20 protein-coding genes and 1 riboswitch are annotated in these 22,160 nt (G+C 52.0%); of the genes, 10 read left to right on the plus strand and 10 right to left on the minus strand.

What is annotated here, in order from left to right:
• Positions 1-140: 140 nt before the first annotated feature.
• Entirely contained in the window at positions 141-737 is a 597-nt protein-coding gene (locus FUA23_RS13990; RefSeq protein ID WP_147931373.1) for an RDD family protein, read from the minus strand.
• A 244-nt stretch (positions 738-981) separates the two neighbouring features.
• A riboswitch (cobalamin riboswitch) is annotated at positions 982-1,165 on the plus strand.
• Positions 1,166-1,473: 308 nt separating this feature from the next.
• Here FUA23_RS13990 and FUA23_RS13995 point away from each other — a divergent pair.
• Positions 1,474-3,387 (plus strand): TonB-dependent receptor plug domain-containing protein, encoded by a 1,914-nt coding sequence (locus FUA23_RS13995; RefSeq protein WP_187271032.1) that lies wholly within the window; start codon positions 1,474-1,476, stop codon positions 3,385-3,387.
• 173 nt (positions 3,388-3,560) lie between these two features.
• Here the strand turns inward: FUA23_RS13995 and argS are convergent, their stop codons facing one another.
• The 3 genes from argS to FUA23_RS14010 all read right to left on the minus strand — a co-directional run bounded on the left by argS (position 3,561) and on the right by FUA23_RS14010 (position 7,119).
• On the minus strand, positions 3,561-5,423 hold the full coding sequence (argS, locus tag FUA23_RS14000) for an arginine--tRNA ligase (protein WP_147931375.1): 1,863 nt from the start codon (positions 5,421-5,423) through the stop codon (positions 3,561-3,563).
• A 156-nt stretch (positions 5,424-5,579) separates the two neighbouring features.
• Positions 5,580-6,212 (minus strand): hypothetical protein, encoded by a 633-nt coding sequence (locus tag FUA23_RS14005; protein WP_147931376.1) that lies wholly within the window; start codon positions 6,210-6,212, stop codon positions 5,580-5,582.
• Positions 6,213-6,408: 196 nt separating this feature from the next.
• Positions 6,409-7,119, minus strand: coding sequence for an HAD family hydrolase (locus FUA23_RS14010; protein WP_147931377.1), 711 nt, complete (start codon positions 7,117-7,119; stop codon positions 6,409-6,411).
• 1,521 nt (positions 7,120-8,640) lie between these two features.
• On the opposite strand from FUA23_RS14010, the gene FUA23_RS14015 reads away from it, so the two are divergent.
• Together FUA23_RS14015 and FUA23_RS14020 are read left to right on the plus strand one after the other, a co-directional pair.
• On the plus strand, positions 8,641-9,171 hold the full coding sequence (locus FUA23_RS14015; RefSeq protein WP_147931378.1) for a SixA phosphatase family protein: 531 nt from the start codon (positions 8,641-8,643) through the stop codon (positions 9,169-9,171).
• A gap of 138 nt (positions 9,172-9,309) precedes the next feature.
• A complete protein-coding gene (locus FUA23_RS14020; protein ID WP_147931379.1) occupies positions 9,310-10,428 on the plus strand; it encodes a DUF819 family protein in 1,119 nt (372 codons plus the stop codon).
• Here FUA23_RS14020 and FUA23_RS14025 read toward each other — a convergent pair.
• From FUA23_RS14025 to FUA23_RS14045, 5 genes are all read right to left on the minus strand, one after another.
• Positions 10,309-11,571, minus strand: a complete 1,263-nt coding sequence (locus FUA23_RS14025) for an AI-2E family transporter (RefSeq protein ID WP_147931380.1) — start codon at positions 11,569-11,571, stop codon at positions 10,309-10,311. The genes FUA23_RS14020 and FUA23_RS14025 overlap by 120 nt on opposite strands.
• Positions 11,572-11,574: 3 nt before the next feature.
• On the minus strand, positions 11,575-12,090 hold the full coding sequence (locus tag FUA23_RS14030) for a hypothetical protein (protein WP_147931381.1): 516 nt from the start codon (positions 12,088-12,090) through the stop codon (positions 11,575-11,577).
• Positions 12,091-12,171: 81 nt separating this feature from the next.
• The gene (locus tag FUA23_RS14035) at positions 12,172-12,864 is read right to left on the minus strand and encodes a hypothetical protein (RefSeq protein ID WP_147931382.1); all 693 of its coding nucleotides are present in this window, start codon (positions 12,862-12,864) and stop codon (positions 12,172-12,174) included.
• Between the two features lie 112 nt (positions 12,865-12,976).
• Entirely contained in the window at positions 12,977-13,441 is a 465-nt protein-coding gene (locus FUA23_RS14040; RefSeq protein ID WP_147931383.1) for a hypothetical protein, read from the minus strand.
• A gap of 79 nt (positions 13,442-13,520) precedes the next feature.
• A complete protein-coding gene (locus FUA23_RS14045) occupies positions 13,521-14,507 on the minus strand; it encodes a mechanosensitive ion channel family protein (protein ID WP_147931384.1) in 987 nt (328 codons plus the stop codon).
• A 128-nt stretch (positions 14,508-14,635) separates the two neighbouring features.
• Between FUA23_RS14045 and FUA23_RS14050 the strand changes: the two genes are divergently transcribed.
• The 4 genes from FUA23_RS14050 to FUA23_RS14065 all read left to right on the plus strand — a co-directional run bounded on the left by FUA23_RS14050 (position 14,636) and on the right by FUA23_RS14065 (position 17,616).
• Positions 14,636-15,238, plus strand: coding sequence for a pseudouridine synthase (locus FUA23_RS14050; protein ID WP_147931385.1), 603 nt, complete (start codon positions 14,636-14,638; stop codon positions 15,236-15,238).
• A gap of 104 nt (positions 15,239-15,342) precedes the next feature.
• Entirely contained in the window at positions 15,343-15,561 is a 219-nt protein-coding gene (locus FUA23_RS14055; RefSeq protein WP_147931386.1) for a PspC domain-containing protein, read from the plus strand.
• A 135-nt stretch (positions 15,562-15,696) separates the two neighbouring features.
• Positions 15,697-16,710, plus strand: coding sequence for a Smr/MutS family protein (locus FUA23_RS14060; RefSeq protein WP_147931387.1), 1,014 nt, complete (start codon positions 15,697-15,699; stop codon positions 16,708-16,710).
• Between the two features lie 120 nt (positions 16,711-16,830).
• Positions 16,831-17,616: an OmpA/MotB family protein gene (locus tag FUA23_RS14065; RefSeq protein ID WP_147931388.1), complete on the plus strand. Its 786-nt coding sequence runs from the start codon at positions 16,831-16,833 to the stop codon at positions 17,614-17,616.
• A gap of 70 nt (positions 17,617-17,686) precedes the next feature.
• On the opposite strand, the gene recN is transcribed toward FUA23_RS14065, so the two are convergent.
• Positions 17,687-19,348, minus strand: coding sequence for a DNA repair protein RecN (gene recN / locus FUA23_RS14070; protein WP_147931389.1), 1,662 nt, complete (start codon positions 19,346-19,348; stop codon positions 17,687-17,689).
• A gap of 296 nt (positions 19,349-19,644) precedes the next feature.
• Here recN and FUA23_RS14075 point away from each other — a divergent pair, with 296 nt between their 5' ends.
• The 3 genes from FUA23_RS14075 (at position 19,645) to FUA23_RS14085 (ending at position 22,158) form a co-directional block, all read left to right on the plus strand.
• A complete protein-coding gene (locus FUA23_RS14075) occupies positions 19,645-20,124 on the plus strand; it encodes a hypothetical protein (protein WP_147931390.1) in 480 nt (159 codons plus the stop codon).
• 100 nt (positions 20,125-20,224) lie between these two features.
• The gene (locus FUA23_RS14080; RefSeq protein ID WP_147931391.1) at positions 20,225-21,178 is read left to right on the plus strand and encodes a DUF368 domain-containing protein; all 954 of its coding nucleotides are present in this window, start codon (positions 20,225-20,227) and stop codon (positions 21,176-21,178) included.
• Between the two features lie 179 nt (positions 21,179-21,357).
• The gene (locus tag FUA23_RS14085) at positions 21,358-22,158 is read left to right on the plus strand and encodes a shikimate dehydrogenase family protein (RefSeq protein WP_147931392.1); all 801 of its coding nucleotides are present in this window, start codon (positions 21,358-21,360) and stop codon (positions 22,156-22,158) included.
• Positions 22,159-22,160 lie beyond the last annotated feature (2 nt).

Consider the following 22,160-nt stretch of genomic DNA (forward strand, 5'->3'; position numbering starts at 1 on the left):
TGCAAGTACACTGGTGGTAACGCCCGGGGCATCTTGTTTTACCGAAAGTCTTGATGGCTGAATTTACAGCCACTTTAGGCTCAGCGGAGAGGGGACCAAACCTCGAAGAAGCCGCAAAGCGAAATGTCCAGTAGTATGGGTTAATACTTTGGTTTGGTACTTACCACGTAGGTCTCGGCAAGGATATCGTGTGCAGCCTGCTTCTTTTTGTTACCCAAAACGAACAGGGTCGAAACAAGAGGAAGTAACCCGATGAGACTCTGAACGATAGAGAGCATTATCCCTCCGTTCTCAATTTGGTATTCCTGTACCATGCGCGAATAGTCGGCAAAGCCATCATTGTCTTCGATGCCGGGAATCTGAAATGCATTATACTGCATGTACACATTGAAAAGTGCCCCAACCAACCACGGCAGGTAGCGCATAATTGCCTGCCCCCAACTCAGGGCAACGCCTCCTTTACCGACTACTTTCATTTTCAGGATCAGTTTGCCGGGCGTACCTCCCAGTACTTTTTCGCAAACCGGCTTGTACAGTATACTGACTAAGATCAGCAGGAAGTAAACATTTACGTTCATAGAAATGGCCGAGAAGTAAATTGCTGCTCCTGTAACCGGAATCATGATCAGCACATCGAGTAGTGCCGCGCCAAAGCGCGGGCCAAAGCCGACAAAAGTGGGCTGCACCTCATCGGGGCTTAGGAAATCGGAGTCGATTGTTTCGTCGGAAGAGTACATAATGTAGTGTTTTTGCTTGCCACGAATATAAGTATAGCCATGACAACGTGTGTGAAGAAATAAGCAGGTTCGTGCCAGAGTGGATCAATCAGGCCCGCTACCTTTCTGCAATAAGTATAGCCGCGCAAAACGGGCTGGTATATTATTGTAGACAAATGCAGATGCCCTATCGACAAAAGCACTATGTTTGCGCCGCCAAAGGGTAGTATTCAGCGCCCGTAGTTCATCGGTCGGCCTCTGCGCCGACTACTGAGCAGCAACTGCTGAAAACTTTAAAATGGGAATCCGGTGAAAATCCGGAGCTATCCCCGTAGCTGTAAATCCGTGTTGAAGCGGGTACCAAACAACGTCACTGGAATCGACTTCCGGGAAGGCAGGTACCCGATGAGCGAAGGAGCCAGAAGACCTGCCCGGCGGCGTCATACTTATTTTGCCCCTCGGTGGAAGAGGCGGGATGAAAGCGAACATATGGCTTGCTGCTCAGATCATTCTGTGCAGCCAAGACATTGCTTATGCGGCGCGAACGCAGGTGCAACGATGGTTAAAGGGCAATGCTCTTCACTCCAACACTTCCTGCTGCGGGCCCTACCCTGCTTTTCTCTCTACTCTTCAGCGCGGTGCTTCACTGACGACGTACATCAAATCGTACGCTCCTCCCAATCCTTCACTGGTATAGCGGATGAGCGTTTGGTGTAGGTTGGTGACCTGGCTTCAGGTCATTTTTGCCCTTTTGTTTATGAACCGTATTCACTTATCTACATTATTACTCCTTTTCGTAACTGGTAGCCTACTGGCCCAAACAGAAGGGGAACAACTCATTTCCACCTCCGCTGAGGAGGTTGTTGTCACCGGCGCTAAATTTGCCCAACTGCAAAGCGACAGCCCGCAAAACGTGAGCGTGATCGATTCCGCTACCGTCGCGCGGTCTACGGACCTGGGTCAGTTGCTCAACGAGCAGGCCGGTATTGTCATCAACGGCGCTTACAGTAACCCGGGTAAAGACAAGTCCGTCTTCCTGCGCAACGGCGCTAACCAGTACACCCTTATTTTGCTCGACGGGCAGCCCCTGCTCGACCCCAGCTCCCTTGGCGGAGCGGTTGACTTGCGCTTACTCTCTCTGGACGGAATCGAACGGATCGAGATTCTGCGCGGCCCTCAGTCTTTGCTTTACGGTTCAGATGCCGTAGCCGGAGTGATCAATCTCATCTCGAAGAAGGGTGCCGAGAACCCTGCTTCTCCGAAAAGACCAGCTCTGCACCTGCGCGCCGCCGCCCAAAACTACGGTACTCTGGACGGCGGAATCAGCGTCTCCGGCCACAGCCAAAAACTAGACTACCAGGTAGGCTACGACTACTTCAAAACCGACGGCATCAGCGAAGCTGTGGAGCCCGAAGGCAGCACCGCCGAATACAACGAAGACGGCGCAAAGCGCCAAACCGTGAACGGTAGCGTTACCTACCGCCCCACCCCAAACCTGAGCCTTCGGCCCGCACTGCGCTACGCAACCTTTGACGGAGATTATGACGCCGGTTCTTTCCAGGACGGAGCGAACACCTACACCAATGAAATGCTGATGCCCAGCATAGCCGTCGACTACTCGAAAAACAAGCTCAGCCTGGGCGGAAGGTACAGTTACACAAAATCGGATCGTGCCTTTAACGATGCAGTATTTGGAACTTCTAATTTCAACGCAAGCTCTCAGCAAACCGACGTCTTCGGGACCTGGCTCCCTACCGAAAAAACCTATTTAACGGCTGGAGTACAACATCGCGACGAACGCCTCCGTCCCGAAGATCCCGGCACCAACGGCCAACCGGGCATGGCCACCACCAGCCCCTATCTGCAATTGGGAGTCCAGCTTACGCCAATTCTGCTCACCGAAGCAGGCTACCGCTTCAACAGCCGTTCCGGCTACGACGCCCAGAGCAACTACTCTCTGGCGCTGATGCTGCAGGCATCCGAAACTTTCAGTGCAAGGGCCAGTCTTTCCAGCGCTTACCAAAACCCAACCATCGACCAACTTGAAGGCCCCTTCGGAGCTAACCCCGACCTGCAACCACAGGTAGCTACCTCCGTAGATGCGGGCGTAGTATTGCGCGAACCCGATGGCGATTACAGTCTGAATTTCAACGTGTTCCGCCGAATCATTAAAGACGTGGTCACCTACGATTTCGCCCTCGGATACCAGAACCGGGATGAGTTGTCAGATATAGGCTTCGAACTCTCCGGAACCGGCACTATTTCTCCACGTCTGGCCGTAAACGGCAACGTGAGCTACGTGAAGGGCAAGCTGAGCCAACCCGATGGAAACGGAGGGACAACGGAAACGGATGATTTTTACCGCCGACCCCGCACTACCGGTATGCTGGGGCTTACCTACACTGGTTACGCTCCTTTCCTGGTACGTCTCTCCGCTCACTACACCGGTGAACGCCCCGACATTTACTTTGACGAGAATTTTTCTTCCTTCGAAGTAGAATTGGATCCTTACCTGATCGTGAATGCCTACGCTGAATACCGCCTCCTGAAACGCGAAAACCTCCGCTTGTTTGTCGATGTAAAAAACCTGACAAATACCGATTTCGTAGAAGTTACCGGCTTCGGAGTGCTGGGTACTACCGCCAGAATTGGCGCATCGCTGACGCTTTAGGTCAACGGCAACGAGCCTCCCGGTCCCGACACCCAGCGCATACCGCTCTGGCGCCGGACCGGGAGGTTTTCCGTTCTATACCTCCCCGGTCACATGAGGGGAATATAACAAACCATAAAAATGTCTTGTATCCGGACGACCGCAGGAACCGGATTTCGACGTTTGCCGACGGCTTACATCCGCTCCGGCACCTGAATGCCGAGCAGGTTCATGCCTGACTGTAAGGTATTCCCAACCGCTTTACACAACTGCAGGCGGAAGGCAATGGCCGCCGGAGTTTCGGCGCTCAGGATGCTATGGTCGTGCCAGAACTTATGCAGGTTCTTTGCCAGTTCGTAGCAGAACATCGCGATAAGACTCGGATCGTAGCTTTCGGCGGCGGTCTTAACGAGTTCCGGAAAGCCATAGAGCTGGTGAACAAGTTCCCGCTCAGCGGGAGCGAGATCGGTGTAATCTTTAGCCAGGTCGAGATCAGCGCTGGCACCGGTTTCATCGGCTTTCCTCCAAACAGCACGCGTACGGACGTAGGCATTCTGCACGTAGGGGCCGGTCTGGCCCTGCATATCAACCGATTCTTTGGGGTCGAAAGTCATCCGCTTTTGTGGTCCGACCTTGATGATGTGGAACTTCAGAGCTGCCAGACCAATCTGCCGGATGATCGCGTCCTGATCTTCCTGGCTGAGACCTTCGGTTGCAGCGCGCTCCTGGCTTACCAGCCGTGCTTCATGAATGACCTCCTTCATCAGGTCATCGGCATCGACGACGGTTCCTTCGCGTGATTTCATTCTTCCGCTGGGCAGATCCACCATGCCGTAGCTTAGGTGGTACAGGCCGTCTGCGTAGGGTTCCTCGAGGCGCTTGAGCAACTCGAAGAGCGTAGCAAAGTGATGGTTTTGCTCATCGGCCACGGTGTAGAGCATCCGCTTCGCTCCGAAATCATCGTAGCGCAGGCGTGCAGTGCCGAGATCCTGAGTGATGTAGATGCTGGTACCATCGGCCCGCATCAGGGTCTTTTCCGAAAGCTTGGCGTCGGTCAGGTCAGCATAAACAGAACCATCCTCGCGGGTGTGGAAGACGTCCATTTCGAGACCTTTATCGACCATATCCTTACCGAGTACGTAGGTGTTAGACTCGTAGTAAAGTTTATCGAAGGTAACACCGAGCGCGGCGTAGGTTTCTTCGAAACCAGCATACACCCAGTTGTTCATTTTTTCCCACAGCGCACGAACTTCGGGGTCGTTCGCTTCCCACCTCAGCAGCATTTCGCGGGCTTGCTCGCCCAACTTGCTGTAGTCGTTGAAGTATTTTTTGCTGTAGCTCTTGAAGAAAGCTTCAGCGCTGAGGCCTTCTTTGGCAGACTTCCCGAAGATTGCCTGAGCTTCCTCGCTCTGCTGCCAGAGCTTGTATTCCTCCTGAAATTTTTGCTCGAACAACACGTAAAAATCACCAACGAAATGGTCAGATTTTTTACCTGTGCTTTCGGGCGTTGCGCCGTCGCCGAAGAGTTGCCAGGCCAGCATCGATTTGCAGATCGCAATACCGCGATCGTTGATGATCTGTACTTTCTTTACGTCGTAGCCAGCCATTTCGAGCAACTGGCTGGCGGACCATCCCAGGAGAATGTTCCGGACGTGCCCGAGGTGGAGCGGCTTGTTGGTATTCGGGCTGGAGAACTCAACCACTACGGTTTCACCGTTAGCGGAAGCCTTACCGAAATCATCGGCTACGGCGCTGCTCAGCAGAAACTCCTTCCAGTAATTATCCTGAATAACAAGGTTAAGGAACCCCTTAATGACGTTGAAATCGGCTACCTCGTCGACCTTTTCTTTGAGGTACTCGCCCAGGTCATTGGCAATTTCGTCCGGTTTCTTTTTTGCTACCCGGGTAAGGGGGAAAGTCACCACTGTGAACTCTCCTTCAAACTCCTTGCGGGTAGCTTGCAGGGTGATGGTCTGAGCGGCGCCGTCGGCGCCGTAGAGATCAGAAATTGCGGCCTGGACGCCGGCTTCGATAATTTGGGGAAGAGAATCTTTCATAGCGGGCGGCAAAAGTACGTAATTCAAGCCGTTTAGACTTTCCTAATCCGACCTGAATATTCGGGGAAGGTGCATTTTCCGGAGTAAACGCCGGGAATCAGCCAGAACCCCAAATCAGGTACCGGCATCAGGTACGAAAACGGAGAATGAAGACGCCTATCCAACTGCCATCAGAAGGATCAGCAGGTAGAGGAAAAACGCAAGAACGAAGATGAAAATGATGCTACTCTCGAGCTGAGCCCGGAGCTCAGCTCCGGCGGGCTCGTTCCGATCAAAAAGCACAGCCTCCGAATTGAGGGGAGGGAGGATGTCCATTTCACTGAAGAAGCGGCGGATAAAAATCTTCTTGTTCGACGCGTTAATTTCCTTGTTGTAAAAAGGTAGTTCGCCGGAATCCAGAAGGTTGAGGTCTTCATCCAGTTCGCTGAGCCCGGTGAGCTGAATGCCATTGAGGTCGTAAGCAAGCGGACGAACCTGTGCGAACGCTGCTTCCGGAGTAATCTTGTCGGCGAGAACGCGGGTGCGAAGATCGTTGAGGTACGCAGAAACCGCGGTGAATTCATCGAAGCTGACCGCAATGTTATTCACCAAAACGACCGTGCCGAATTGATTAAGGATATCTTCCCGGCCTGAACGATCCATACCCGAAAGTACGGTCAATTCTTTCTCACTCTTACCCTGCTGCACCAAAGATTTGGCCCAGTCTACAAGTACCTGGCTATCCCAGGGATGCAGGTAAAATTTACCAAGAGCGGTTTGAGCGGGAAGGTTGGATGTGAATGTTTGCACAGCTGTTCGATTATCAGTCAATAGTCTGTGTAGCAAACGCTTCCTCCCGCAGTAAAAGTTGTTCGGATATAGTTAAATTCCGCACCAGAAAAGCAGGTTTTACAGAGCGCAAACCAGATTATCGCTCCCTAGTCTTCCCACATCGCCACGCTGGGGCGGAGCAACCGCGACAACCTGATTTGCGCCAGTTTTACACTCAGAGGTTATTCAGCACAAACCGGGTTAATTCTTTAACCCCTCCATCCGGAGCCCAGTAGCTTGGTCGGTCTTCATCCGGGGCCGCTTCGTGGTGCCAGGTGTACTTATAGGGAATATGAACGGCCTGCCCCCCGATCTCCACGATTGGAAATACATCGGACTTCAGGCTGTTGCCGAGCATCAGGAAGCTCTCCGGAGCAATTCCGTGCCGTCTGAGCAGGTTCCGGTAGGTATCGGGGTCTTTCTCGGAAACTATTTCAACGATGTCGAACTCAGGCCCCAGCCCGCTGCGGGCTATTTTATTCTCCTGAGCAAAGAGATCTCCCTTCGTGATGATCATCAGCTTGAAGTGAGGTTGGAAAGCAGCTATCGCCTCCGGGATACCGGGCAACAAGTCTATTTCGTGCATCAGCATTTCTTTACCCAGGTCGATGATTTGCTGAATCTCTGCTCCCCGGACCTTTCCTTCGGAGAGCTCGATGGCGGTTTCGATCATGGAAAGAGAGAAGCCTTTCACACCATAACCGAATATTTTGAGATTTTTCCGTTCAAAAGCGTAGAGCTCCTGCTCAAGATCCATTCCCGGTTTGATGTAGGGTTGGAGTAATTCGAGGCAGCGGGCTTTTGCGTCTACGAAAACGTGTTCGTGCCCCCATAAGGTGTCATCGGCATCAAAAGCGATGTGGGTAATATTGTCGAGCTTGATCATCTACGGAGGTATAATTGAGCGCACAATATCGGCAAGGAACGGGGAATGAAGGGAGAGAATGTTTATTTGAAGCATTGAGCTTTCAGGGCTCCTGGGATGAAGGATTTATGGGGATTGGTTTATACTGAGAGGGATGTGTATGCATCGCTGGCTCTGCGCCAGAAAAGGTGTGAATCACCAAATGCACAACGAAAACGTGGGGGGGGCAAGACGTAGCTCGCCAATTTCAACGAACCGACCAGCTTTAAGGCAATTAAGAGAGCGCCGACGCGAGTTTTTCCATTTTAGGCGTCAAAAATTGGATTCCACGATCAGCCGGTGGCACAGCCCTGAATTTTTGGTTCGTTTTTTATCAAGAAAAAAATGAACGGACAAAACGGGAAGAAGCGCAGTCCTCAGGCACCGGTAGCAGGCACGCTTTACCGCCCGTCTCACCTTGCCTGCTGGCGGCCTTCTTTCGCTGCGCGGCTTCTGCGAGGTGACGGGGCAAAGAAGCAAACCCCTCGGGCTGTGTCTCCGGCTGATCACTAATTCGGCCACTGCTGGCCTAAAAAGCAAAAACTCGCCATCAACCTTGCCCTTCGAAGTCTTGGAACCGTCGAATTTAATAGCCTTTCGGAAATGCAGCCGCTCCGTTTTGACTCATACAGCTTAATTTTTTTACGGCCACCAGCAACCGGATTAGTGGCCGGAGCCAAGGCCGAAGCTGCTTCGCAATGAAAATAACTAAAGGCACCGCTGGAGAAGTTCTACTCCGACTGAACCTTTTCTTGCCAATTGCGCGACCGGAGGTCGCTCATCCCCGCTATTCTCCGGAGGTGAAGGCAGCCAGGCTAAGGCCGAAATTGTTGCGCAGAGGAGAACAGCTGACGGCCGAACAAAAGCTTATCCTAAATGCTCCAAAGCTCTGAAATTGGCAGCAAAGCACGGAACTGAGACGTTCCGGCTTCGGCCTTGGCACCGGCAGTGGAATCCGATTTTTGAAGCCGTTTAAAAATGGAAACTGTCTGAGCGTTCCTTCAGCCCCGAAATCAACATCAGAGACTTCGACCAACTCACGAGCCTCGAAGCAACCCAACCAATGCCGACGCGAGTTTTTCCATTTTAGGCGTCAAAAATTGGATTCCACGATCAGCCGGTGGCACAGCCTTGATTTTTTGGTTCGTTTTTTATCAAGAAAAAATGAACGGACAAAACGGGAACAAGCGCAGTCCTCGGGCACTGGTAGCAAGCACGCTTTACCGCCCCTCTCACCTTGCCTGCTGGCGGCCTTCTTTCGCTTCGCGTCTACAGCGTGTGGGGCCAGAGTTACCTAATATCGTAGCGGACCATTCTTACACACCCATAAACAGGGCAAACGCATCGTATTGTTCATCACACCTCCGATGCAGGGTGTTCAGAATATTTGACACTGCCATTAGCTGTTTAAGATTAAGCAACTTTTTGTTTTGATGCGTTTGCCCTATACCCTGAAAAGTTATGTACCCGACATAAACTGAACGTTAACTATTTTTGCGACCTATGCTACAACGTTTGACGCTACTACTACTAACCGTTACATTCCTGTTTCTCTCTTCCTGTACTTCGGCCCGCAAGGCAGCCCAGGAGCAATTCGGTGATGAGAAGGTCACGACCTTTTACCTGGTTCGCCACGCAGAAAAAGACTTCGGTGACGATCCGATTCTGACCCCACAGGGAACGGAACGCGCTGAGCGCCTTAAGGAAATCATGAAAAACGTAGACCTGGCAGCTGTGTACAGCACGGATACGAAAAGAACCCAGCTCACAGCCAAGCCAACGGCAGATGACCACGGCCTCAAGATAGTTTCCTACCGTCCTACCCTGCTCAAGGAACTGTCAGAAAAGCTCAGATCGCTCTACCGGGGTAAGGTCGTGCTGATTGTTGGCCACAGCAACACGACGCCGGCCATGACGAATTACCTTACGGACTCTAACGTACACCCGCGCTTCAGCGAACTGGATTACACTAACTTTTACCTGGTTACGCTGCCGAGAATCGGAGCACCCGACGTGCAGAAACTCCGTTATTAAAGACAAAGGTTTGGGTAGGGCCCAACGACCGGAGTATTCCGTGAGCACCTTGCTTTCATCCATTTTTTGCATCCTGCGGCCGCGCCCCGAAACAACACTCAGTTCGTTCGGGTCGCCGCTGCCACTTACCTTGGCGGCATGATTGCATCGATCGTTCTCTGTATCGCGTTTCCTTTTTTTGCCCGCTTTGCCGACCGTAAAGGTCTGTTTCCCGCATGGCTGAGTTCTATTATCGCTTGTTACCTGGTCGGGATCCTGGTCAGTAACCTTCGGCTCTGGGAAGTCGATAACGAGCTGATGGAATCGGTAGCCGGAGCCAGTATGCTGATCGGTTTACCACTCCTGCTCTTTGCGGTCAGGATACGGGAAAGCCTTAAGTATGCGGGTCAGATGCTTTTCGGTTTCGTACTCTGCTGCCTTGCAGGATTACTCTGCACCGGCGTCGTTGGCTACCTGATGAGTGGCCAGATCGAGGATTCCTGGAAAATTGCCGGCATGCTCGTTGGGCTTTATACCGGCGGAACACCTAACGTACAGGCGATTGGCCTGGCGCTCGACGCTCCATCGGAATACCTGGTTCTGGTTCAGGCCGCAGACGTGCTGCTGGGTGGCAGCTATCTGTTGGGACTGGTAACCTTCTTACCCGCAGTTTTTGCGCGGTTTTACCGCGCTTCAGAAACAACAAGCCACGAAACACCGACGGAGGAAGAGGACCAGATCGGGTTGCCCCGACAACTGGTACAACTCGGCACCGCACTGGGAGTGACCGCGGCTAGTGTGGGTGTAACTTACCTGCTGACCGGAGGAATGAAAGACCTCACCGTATTGATACTGGTGCTCACTACCCTGTCGTTGGTTGTTGCCACCAGCCCCCTATCCGACCGGATCGGGAACAGTTACCCCCTTGGCGAGTACTTTATTCTGGTCTTTTGTGTGGCCCTCGGCCTGATGGCCGATTTCAGAGCGCTGGCTGCGGACGGGATGGACCTGCTTTACTTTTCGGCCCTTGCGCTTGTTTCCACCACGCTTCTGCACCTGCTTCTGTGCAAGCTGTTCGACGTTGACCGCGACACGATGATCCTTAGCTACGTTGCGGGCTTCTACGGTCCTGTTTTTGTGGTTCAGGTAGCGGCGGCACTACGGAACAAGCGGCTCCTTGCTGCTGGTATTGCTGTCTCGCTTTTTGGCTTTGGGATCGGTAATTACCTCGGGATTGGCCTTGCTTACCTTATTGACTACCTTACGGCTCTTAGCTAACCGGGGCTGGGTAAGGATGTAATTTTTCTTATTGAACAGACTTGTTACCCGATACTCTGGCTTGTGGAACTCTGTAAGAAAGATATCGGAATGATCGTACAAGTCGTCGCTGAGCAGCAGCGCGATTGGCTTCAGGGGCTTGATATGGTCAAGGATGATGCGTAGCATCGCCAGAAGCGGAATGGCCAGAACGAGGCCCGCAAGCCCCCAAAAGGCCGCGCCAAGGATAAGGGCAATGATCGCCGCCAAGGCGTTAATCTTGACGCTGTTTCCTACGATTTTGGGTGTAATCATGTTCCCCTCTACAAACTGAACGGAAGTGTACAGAACCACTACCGCAGCGGGTTGCCAGAGCGTGGTGGTGGTTGCAATCGCATAAAGCAAAGGGAGCAGCCCCCCCAGAGTAGTCCCTACATAAGGGATAATGGCGAGCAACGCGCCGAGAAAACCCCAGACCAAAGGATATTGAATACCGATTATCCATAAGCCGAGGCTGTTGAGTACCCCCAGCACGAGCATCACAATCAGCATTCCGCTCAGGTAATCAGTGGCGACGTGCTGAATTTCCTTAATGGTGTGTTCTCCCTCCGCCTGGGAAGCATCCCCGAACTGACCAATGAGGAAGTTCTTGAAAGCAGAACGGTACAGCAGAAAAAAGAAAGTATAAAGAATTGTGAGCAGAAAGTTACCGATCACGTAGCCCGAAGCCGTAAGCCCCGAAGTCAGAATCGGGAAGGGCTCCAGAACTGAGTTCATGAAGTTTTCGTCGAAATAGCGGGTAGTTTCACGTGAGGTCATTCCGAACCAGGCTCCGCATCTGTTCAGCACCTCAGTAATAGTATCCTGCAGGTTCAGCACGATGTTGTCAGCTTCATTAACAACGGCGCTTACCCGGATAAAGAAAAAAGAAAAGATACTGCCGATCAGCAAGCCAACGATCAGTAACGTAAGGAGGATCGCCAATACCCGGCTGCGGACTACATCTTCAATACGATCGCAGACAGGCTTCAGCATAAAAGCAAACAAAACACCAAAAGTGATAGGCACAAAAAAACCACTGCCTATGTACAACACGTAAAGCGCTATACACAGGCAGATTAAGGCGTAGGCCAGCTTTTGAATACTGAATTGGACGTTACTCATATATTAATCTTCTGGAGATCCTTTATCCTTCAAGCCTTGCAGAATCACGAAGCCGATGATCATGACGAAAACAACAGTCTCAAAGATAAGCAGACCACTGTTTATCGTTGCGCTGAGAAAGTCTGCCCCTTCGTTCATAAACTGCTCAAAAGAAGAGGAAGTTGCAAGGTAGAAGATAAGGTTCGCCAGCCCGATCGTTGCGGCGGTCCATACTGCTATGTAACACAGGAGTATCAGTCCGCCCTTAAAGATATGCCCTTTGGGCATCGTTCTTGCAAAAGACCTGAGCGCCAGGTAAAGCACAGGGATGATAAGGAGGTGCTTGGAGAACCTGATCCCCAGCGGGACGCTGAGTTGGTCACCGCCGTTGCCTCCGTAAATCATGTTTATCACGATCAGGAAAGCGGAGGTGATGAGACCAAGGACAATACCGTAGTTGCGGCTGGCCGATGCAGTGTCAAAACTGCTCAGTACGTCATTATGTAATTTAGGTGGGTTTGTTTTGCTAGTGGTAATCATTGTAGTTCATTTTGGTTAATTAGAAAGTTATCCGGACCGAAGTCTTTTCGTAGGCCTGCTCATTTGCCGAAGGCTGATGCCCTAACCTACGTAGCGGGCCCGCAAGCGTTCGAGCTCGCGGACTTTGCTTTCCAGCTCCTGGGCTCGCTTCGCTTTTTCTTCAGCGGTTTCAAGATCGCTGCCGACTTCATTTCTCATCTTCTCGATTTTTTCCTGGTACTTTTCGATTTTCGATTCGTACTTCTCGATCTTAGACCGGGCCTTCTCTGCATCCTTACTTGCGTCAGAACTATCGTCCCGGATATCGTCTAAGTCTTCTCGCGCTTTCTCGAGTTTCTCGTCGAAGTATTGGGTATAGAAGAAAGTGCGGAACTCGAGCATAATGGCACGGGCGGCTTCGTACTGTTTAGGGTGAGCCTCTTCGGTCACTACATCGTTGGCGGTATAAGCGATTGCGAAACTGACTCTGGCAGATTCCGTTGTACCTCCGAATTTGGCGTAAAGGTCAGCGTTCTTCTGGCTGATGATCGGTACGACTGCCTGTTCTGCCTCATAGGAGATAGAACTGCGGTTTTTATTCAATTTGTCGAAATCGACGTCGTAACGGTCTTTCCAGAAGTCTTCCCAGACATCGGCGACTTCTTCGTAGTCAGCGTCGAGGTCCATTGATAAGGAAGACATAGATGTTTTATCGAATTCGGTAATGCCCGATTTTACCTGGGCGTTAAGCATGAAGCCATATGCCGTAAAAAGGAGGATGAATAGATATTTCATAGTAGATATATAGTTTTCTTTAAATAAAAATGCCCGGTGAGTGTTGTTCACAATCACCGGGCTAGCTTATAATTACTTGTCTGGTGGTTTAAAGCCACAAGAGATTTACCTTTTAGTCAAGGTCTCCTTCTGGATCGGTGGCGCGTTCCACATCTTTGAGGAACTGCTTGGACTCGTTGGTGAAGTCTTTCCAGCCTTTCTTGACGTCGCCTTTGAAGTTCTTCCAGCCAGACTCCATGTTGTCGCCAACCCGGTTCATGCGATCGTCGAGATCATTGCTGTAGGACTCCAGCTCTTCCCATTCTTTCTTGAGCTCTTCCTTGGCATCATCCGATGCAGTTTCCATTTCGGCCTCGATGGCTTCCATACGTGCATCGATGTTCATACGGGCTTCTCTGAATTCGCGGTCGAGCTCATTGCTCTCGTCTTTGATTTCAGCGCCCATTTCGGACATGGCGTTTTGTGTTTCGTTTACCATTTCATCCGTTGCACGGTCGGCGTCAGAATTTTCAGCACAGCTGTAAAAAGCACCTGCAATGGCAAAAAGAAGGGTGAGGGTGAGAATGCGGATTTTCATAATAAAATGTTTTTTTTTGGTTAAAAAGGACGTTAGTCCGATAAGGTGTGATAGTCTACCGAAGGTTACAATCCCTCGTCTATTTATTAGAACGGGAAGCGTTTATTGCGTGTTCGCTTCCGTTGGATTTTGAAGATTTTTTTTGGATATTTTTTTCATTAATGCCTTTCAACATCCCGGAGAGTTTTTCACCTCCCTTAATACCGAAGTCGAGTGTACGGATCGGGAACGGAATCATGATATCGTTGTCGTTATAAGCGGTCATAATGGCCATGATCGCATCACTCTGGGCGGCCAGGAAATCAGCCTGTCCGGTTTTACGCTGATCGAGCCAAAACCGCAGGGTATAGTTGACCGAACTACCGCCGAACTCGTTGAAGAACAGCTGTACATCTTTAGCCTCGTCGTGCGCTACGTTGTCTTTGATGGCTTTTATGGTTACATCTTTTACCTTGGCGAGGTCGTCACCGTAGCTTACACCACAGGCGATATCCACCCTTCTTTTTTTCAACAAGTCGTAATTCTTAAGGGGGCTTTGAGCGACAATTTTGTTCGGAATCATCACTTCCTGCCCTTGTAGGGTTTCCAGTGCTGTGTGGCGAAGGGTTATCTCTCTGACCTTACCGAGATGGCCGTCTACTTCGATGAGGTCACCAACACGAAATAAAGAACGGACGGTAAGGATGACACCGCTGAAGAAGTTCAGGATCGGGTCCTGGAAGGCCAAACCAACGGCAAGTCCTACCACCCCCGCACCGGCAACGATTTTGTTTACTGCGCCATCCAGCTGCAGTACCGAAAGGACCAGTAAGCCAAACATCGCAACCACCAGAATAGTGAGCAAGGTGCTGATCAGGTTAGCAATTTTGCCGTCCCGCACCAGTTTCCGGCTCAGTTTATCGAAGTATTTCTTCAGAAACCGGGTGACCACCCAACCGATCAATGCGATGATGATCGCCAGCAGCATATTAGGAAGAAGCTTGAGGAAGCTCGTCCACCAACTCTTGATCTCAAGAAAAAGTGGATCAAGGTCAAAAGTAATTCCGAAGATTTCAAATAATAACATACTTAGCAGGAGTGGTTTGGTAATAAAACCGCCAGCGATCATGTGGTGTTCGTTTGCAGGAGAAAGCGGAAAGCCCCTTGTACCGCTAAAACCCTACGTTCGGATCATCCGCAAACTACCTTCGCCATATGCCATGTTACTACCTTATCAACAAGCCCTACGGGATGCTCAGCCAGTTCACCCGCGAAGCGCCCGGGCACCGGGTGCTTGGTGATCTGTTCCCGTTTCCGAAGGATGTTTACCCCGTCGGCCGTCTTGATCGTGACAGCGAGGGGCTGCTTATACTTACCAACGACCGTAAGCTGAACGAAGCCCTGCTGCACCCTAAAAACAAACATGGTCGTACTTACTGGGCGAGAGTAGAAGGCGTGCCTGATCCCGAAAAGCTACGGGAACTGGAGCGCGGCGTCACCATCAGGGCTAAGGGGAAAACCCACCAGTGCGCTCCTTTACGAACCCGGATACTCAGCGATGAAGAAACCGAAAACCTGCCCGAACGGGTTCCGCCGGTGCGTTACCGCAAAAGCGTACCCGATGCCTGGCTCGAACTGACGCTGACGGAAGGGAAAAACCGGCAAGTTCGCAAAATGTGTGCAGCCGTCGGCCTGCCGGTACTGCGCCTGATCCGGGTCGGAATCGAGTCGCTCAGCCTCAGCGAACTTGCCGGAGAAACCGTAAAAGAGGTGGATTCTGGCTGGTTGATGCCAAAAATTGGCCTCAAAACTCCTTGATTTTGAACTACCGGGAGAAAAAAATTATTACCTTGCCCGTAGAGCTGATGAAGGAAATCTCCTCATTCACCAACTCCAAATCGTTGCATAAGTAAGTTAACTACATGGACATTTTACGCAATAAGGTAGAACGCGTCGCCTTCGGGGTGTGCGCCTGGATGGCTGACCGTATGGGCATTCAGCGCAGGCGCGTTCGCATGTATTTCATCTACCTTTCCTGCCTTTCCCTTGGGTCATCGGTCCTGTTTTACCTCTTCGCAGCCTTCTGGCTCAACGTCCGTGAATATATGCGGGAAGGAAAACGAAGATTGATCCGGCCGTAATTGCGACAATAAGCAGTAGTTACTGGCTCAATAATCTGATTCAGGCGGCGCTGACGCAGGTGCAATGGAGGTTCATACAAAAGCAATGTGAATTAAAACAACCTCTTTAGTCCACCCGGGCTCTACCTTCGCACCATGAAGTTTACAATCGGACAAAAAGTGCGCATGAAGCGCACCGAGAATTACGGCGAGGTAACCAAGCTCTTACCCGGAGACCTGGTTCAGGTAAAACTGGACGGAGGCCTCGGCCATATACCTATCCCTACTGAAGCATTGGAACCCGCTGAAACCAGGGTCGTCCCGCCCCGGCACAGCCCCCCACCCCAGCAAAGAAGCAATGCTGAAGTCTCGGGTGGCAACGGCGTTCAAATTGCTTTCGATACCGTTTTGAGCAACGAAGCCATGCCCGTCGCCTACGAAGTCTATCTGCTCAACAGTACGCCCCATAAGATCATCTATGAGTGTAAGGTTCTCACCCATGCCGACCGCAGGTGGATCAAGGTAGGCCAGATGGAGCCCAACACCAAAAAACGCCTCGACCCCGTAGAGTACGGCTGGCTCAACGAAAAACTGAGCGTCGAACTCGATGTGCGCACCATCATACCCGGAGGAACCGGGCCACGGCATTTTCAAAAAGTAAGCATCAAAGGCAAACAATTTTTCAATAAGCTGACCGAGGTGCCCGAGCTTTACCGCGAAGCGCATCTCTACGTTGTATTCCCGGAACTCAAAAAACCGACCACGGCACCTGCTGCCGAGCCCAAAGGCCCCACCCTTAAAGCACTGACCCGCGAAGTGATGGCCAAAAATCCCCCTCCAAAACCTGCGGAGAAGCCAGGCCGGACCAATCTCCGGGCTAAGATGGATTTCGAAAACACCATCGATCTTCACCTCGAAGCGCTCGTCCGCGACCCTGGAGAAGTTCCGCGCGATCAGGTGCTCAGCACCCAGATTCGCCACTTCGAGAACTACCTGAGTATGGCACTTAAGCTCGGCGTCGACAATATTTTCGTCATCCACGGCGTCGGCGACGGCATTCTGAAACGGGAGGTACACAAGGTCCTGAGCAAAACCCGATACGTACGTAAGTTCAAGAACGAATACAACAAAAAATACGGGTACGGAGCAACCGAAGTCATCTTCGATTAAGACCTCATTCACCCCACTAAAACGGAATCTTTAATGTCTTACCGACGCACCGGTGCGGTAGGCAAACACAACACCACACCCCGGAAAGCGTTAATTCACCAGATCAAACTAACTACTGAAATGAGAACCACACTAACCATCACACTGCTCAGCCTGCTGTTTCTGACGTCCTGCAATCAGGCTAAGGTCAAAGAGCTCGAAGTAAAACTCAGCTCCAGTGAACAGCAACGTGAGATGCTGGCCACCCAGCTGGAAAGCGTTCAACGCACCAACGGAGACCTGCTTAACCGCATGGAAGATCTTTCCGTAATCAGCAAAGAAGGCGCAACTTCTATACGTGAAAGTCTGCAGAGCATCAGTGGCCAAACGAGCTACATCCGTGACCTCAACACCTCCATTCAGCGCAAAGACAGCCTCAACCTGGCGCTGGTGATGAACCTGAAGCGCTCACTCGACGATGTTGGCGGCGAAGACATCGACGTCGAAGTACGTGGCGGTAAGGTGCACGTCAGCATCTCCGATAAAATGCTCTTCAACTCGGGCTCCGCCCGCGTAAATGCTACCGCCGAGCGGGTGCTGGAAAACATCAGCACGGTCCTCAACGATCACCGCGACCTCAACGTCATCGTTGAAGGCCATACCGACAATGTCCCCGTTAACATCAACGGTGTTCAGGACAACTGGGAACTTTCTACCCGCCGCGCCACTGCGGTAGTACGCAAGCTTGTCGACAAATTTTACGTCGATCCCGCCCGTCTCTCGGCCTCCGGCCGCGCTGAATTCGACCCACGCGGAGATAATACCACCGCCGAAGGCCGTGCCAAAAACCGTCGCACCGAGATCGTCATCACGCCTAACCTCGACGAGTTCTTCCAGCTCGCAAAAGACAACGGCGTAGCCGGGTAACCCTACCGGTGGAGGGGTTGCGACTGAAAACCAGCGCCGGCACACCGGCTAACAATTCCTCCACCGCTTTTTATCCCTCAACCAGTTCCCGGGCGTTCTCCAGGGCACCGTCTGAAGGCGGGTTCTGCGACAGCATCACCGCGATGCTACGGATGCGCTCTTCCTGGTTGAGTTCGCGCACCTTTGTGATGGTCCGGGCCGCATCGTCGTGGTCTTGCTTGTACACGAAGTAATGGCGATCGGCACGGCTGGCCACCTGCGGGCTGTGCGTGATGACCACGACCTGATGATGCTGGCTGAGATCGGTCAGGATCTTACCCATTTTCTGGGCTACGTCTCCGGATACTCCGGAGTCAATTTCATCGAAAATGAGGGTAGGCAGTTCCATCGCTGAAGCGACGAGGGACTTTGTCACCAGTGCCAAACGGCTCATTTCTCCGCCCGAAGCGGCGGCTTTGATGGTCTGGAGTCTTCCGCCTTTGTTGGCGCTGAAAAGGAATTGTACGTCATCGAGACCGTGTGGTCCCGGCTCCGCGAGTTCCTTGAAGTCGACCACGAGCTGAGCATTTTCCATGCTGAGCTCAGCGAGTTGCTCCTGAACCTGCTTTCCGAATTGAGGAGCCACTTTCTTGCGGCCCTTGCGCAACTGAAGACCTGACTTTTGCAGTGCTTCAGTAATCGTTTTCTGCTCCGCGGTCAGTTTCTCGATCTCTCCACCAAGATCAGCGAAATGGCCCAGACGACCGGAAAGCTCCTCATAGATAGCCAGTAACTCCCCGACGGAGGTTACCGAGTGCTTATTCTGAAGGCGGTAGATGAGATTGATACGTTCCTCCACTTCTTCGAGTCGTTCCGGGTTGACCTCAGTATCGTCGCCGAAGGCTTCGAGGTCCGATGCGACCTCATCCAACTCGAGGCGGATACCCTCGAATCGGTCGTAGATGTCTTTGAGTTTAGGGTCTCCGGCAGCGAGCGGCAGAAGCTTATGCCCGATGGAGAGGAGTTGGTCCGTTACGGCATTGTCGTCTTCGGAGAGATAATGAAACACACCGTTCGTGAGTTGCTTGATCTCATCGGCGTTACTCAGGCGGTGGCGCTCACCTTCCAGTTCTTCCTGCTCTCCGGCGAGGAGGGCGGCTTCATCGAACTCATTGACCTGAAACTCGATGAACTCCTGCTCGCGACGCGCCTGAGCAGCTTCCTCGTTGAGCTGGTTGAGACGGCGACGATTGGCCTGCAGTGTGGCGTACTGCTTCCGATAAACGGCCACTGCATCCCGCTGCCGAGCCAGCGCATCCAACAGTTCCAGCTGAAACTCAGCGTTGTTGATATAAAGCGTATCGAACTGCTGGTGCAGATCAATCAACGTATTGCCCAGTTGCTGCAACACTTTCAGGTTGGCCGGCGTATCGTTCACGAAGGCACGGCTTTTACCCGAGGGCGTAATCTCCCGACGTATGATCAACTCGGTATCGTAATCCAGGTCCTGCTCCTCGAAGAAAGCTTTGAGGTTGTAGGCAGAGATATTGAATCGTCCTTCTATGATACACTTTTTACCGGTATCAAAAAGCGTCTTGCCGTCGGCCCTTCCCCCCAAAATGAGGCTCAAAGCTCCAAGAACAATAGATTTGCCGGCACCGGTTTCGCCGGTAATGATGCTCAGGCCCTCCGCAAAATCGAGCTGGAGTTCTTCGATGATCGCGTAATTGCGGATGTGAAGGCGTTGAATCATTGGCTGTTTTGTTGGGAAAGTGCAAATTTACAAACAACTAAAGAATAATTAGCAGTCGGCATTGATTTTGTTCGGCTGGGCCGGCTTTTCGGAGCCCGGAAAATCTTCGTTGTCGGGCCATTACCCACATTCTGATTTTCCACCTCAGCCTCCGTCCTTTCCAGCAAGCTGCGCCTGAGGCGCAGCGGAGAGAGAACCAAAAACGTCCAACAATGTGGCCATTGCCAATAATATTTCCGGAAATGCCCGTTAATGCCGCGGGGTAACCTAGTTTTGCGGAGCAAAAAAACCAACCTATGCGCATCCTCTGCTCAATGTTTCTTACCCTCGTTCTGTTTTCATGCGGTGCCGATTCCGATGCCGGCAAGTGGAAACCACTTGACCTGATGAAGTACAACATCCCCGTGACGATTGCCGCACCCGACAGTGCGAAAGTCTCTGCCACTAACCTCTCCGGAATAATGCAAGACGTCACGATCAAGAGCGCAGACGATCGTTACTCCGTCCAGGTGCTTGCCAGCAGGGCGGCATCCAACGACATGGCCAAACTTAAAGCCGAACAGTTGGACCTTGTCCGTGACAATCGTTATTTCGAGAGCATCGTCCGGGAAGAAGAGGACGGGTTTATCTTCCAGAATATGATTGACTCCACTTCTCTCTACGGGTTCCGGTACATTATCTACCAGGGCGACCAGGAGTTCGTTTTCCAAAATGCATTCGACGGTACTTTCAATCTCGCTGAGATCGAAGCCATGTACGAAGCGGTAAAGCAATGATAAAGTCTGGCAAACAGAGCCCGGAGGAAACGTAAAAACTGCGTCCCTCTGAAACTCGAGCGGACAATAGCACTTTTCAGACCTCAAGACCAGAAGATAAATGAGTATATCAACAATTCTAAAAGGCATGGCCATGGGAATGGCGGAAGCCATACCCGGTGTCAGTGGCGGTACCATTGCCTTCATCACCGGCATTTATGCCCGCTTACTGGAAGCTATCGGAGGCATCCTCGGTCCCAGGGTATTGGGAGCATTGCGCAAAGAAGGTATAGCAGCTGCCTGGAAGGCTGCCGACGGCGGTTTTATCCTGCAACTGGGCATCGGGATGGTAGTCGGCCTGGGCATTGCGGTATTCTCGATTACAGAATTGCTGGAACTTTACCCTCCGGTGGTCTGGGCCTTTTTCTTCGGGCTCATCATCGCTTCGGCGGTTTACATTGGTAAACAAATCACACAGTGGAGTTTTGCGGCAATTGCGCTGCTCATCTTCGGCACAGCCTTTGCTTTCTGGCTAACTACCATTAACCCGATGGCGGGAAGTACCAGCCCTGTGCTGGTGTTTCTTGCGGGTATGATCGCTATTTCGGCACTGATTTTACCCGGCATTTCTGGCTCATTCATTCTTCTTTTGCTGGGTATGTACACTCCGGTATTTACAGCTGTTCGGAATATGGCCGGAGGGGATACGGGAGCCTTGCTGACCGTCGCCATCTTCGCGTTTGGCTGCCTGGCGGGTCTCGCTGTTTTCAGCCGGGTCATCACCTACACATTCAAGACATTCCCGAACCAGACCATGGCTTTACTGACTGGTTTCATGCTCGGTTCATTGCGTACGCTGTGGCCATGGCAAAACGTGCTCTCCACGCGCATCGACAGTTCGGGCGAAGAGGTTCCGTTGTTGCAAAAGCCCGTCCTCCCCGCATCGTACGAAGGTGACTCCACCTTCCTCGTGGGTGTTATTCTTGCTTTCCTCGCTGGTCTCGCCATCGTTTACGTGATGGACCGTTTTGCTCCTCCCGTAGAAGAGGAAGTTGAAGTACTGGAAGAAGTTTAAGGCGCGGCCGCAGGTGCCAGGCTGAGCTTTTAGAAGTTGGAGTCTACGAAGTATTGCCACCGGCAGAATCAATATAATCGTGTTTCTTGTGATGCACTCGTTTTGGTGCACCTCTCAATCGACTGCACGAAGTACCTCCGAAGCACACCAACAAAAGAGAACACAGAACTAAACTTTCAATGACCTACGGACTAATTGGCTTCCCTCTTTCCCACTCCTTCAGCCAGGGCCATTTCACCGAGAAGTTCACCAAGCTTGGCCTTGCGGATACGCATCAGTACCTGAACTTCGCCATAGAAGACTTTAAGGGCTTCGACGACCTGCGGGCTCAACACCCCGACCTTAAGGGCATCAATGTTACTATCCCGCATAAGCAGAACGTGATCCCTTACCTCGATCGCCTGGATCCTGCTGCGAAGAACATCGGGGCAGTGAACTGCATCCGCATCGAAAAAGACGGAACGCTGACCGGGTATAACACCGATTACCTCGCCTTCCAAACCGACTTACTGGAATTTCTGCGGGAGTACAACTGGACCGAACACGCTTATGGCCTCCCCCACGACGAAGACCTGCTGGAAACCTTCCTCAAAGAAACCAACGCGCTGGTGCTTGGCACCGGCGGTGCGTCTCTGGCCGTACACGAAGCCCTGCAGGAGTTGGGCGTTACCACTCAGGCCGTAAGTCGTTCTGCGGGCAAAAACCGGATCACTTACTCCGACCTTAGCCCCGCGCTCATTCAGGACTACCACATTATCGTAAATACAACTCCACTGGGCATGTACCCCAACGCAGACGCCTGCCCGGACCTCCCCTACGAAGCGCTGGGGCCAGCACATTTCTGTTATGACCTCGTGTACAACCCGAACCCTACCCTGTTCCTGCAAAAGGCCGCAGCGGCCGGAGCAGGCACCGGAGCCGGGATACGAATGCTGGTGCACCAGGCAGAAGCCGGATGGCGGATCTGGGGCGAAGGCTAGTG

The sequence above is a fragment of the Neolewinella aurantiaca genome (assembly GCF_008014675.1).
In the GTDB taxonomy this organism is placed as follows: domain Bacteria; phylum Bacteroidota; class Bacteroidia; order Chitinophagales; family Saprospiraceae; genus Neolewinella; species Neolewinella aurantiaca.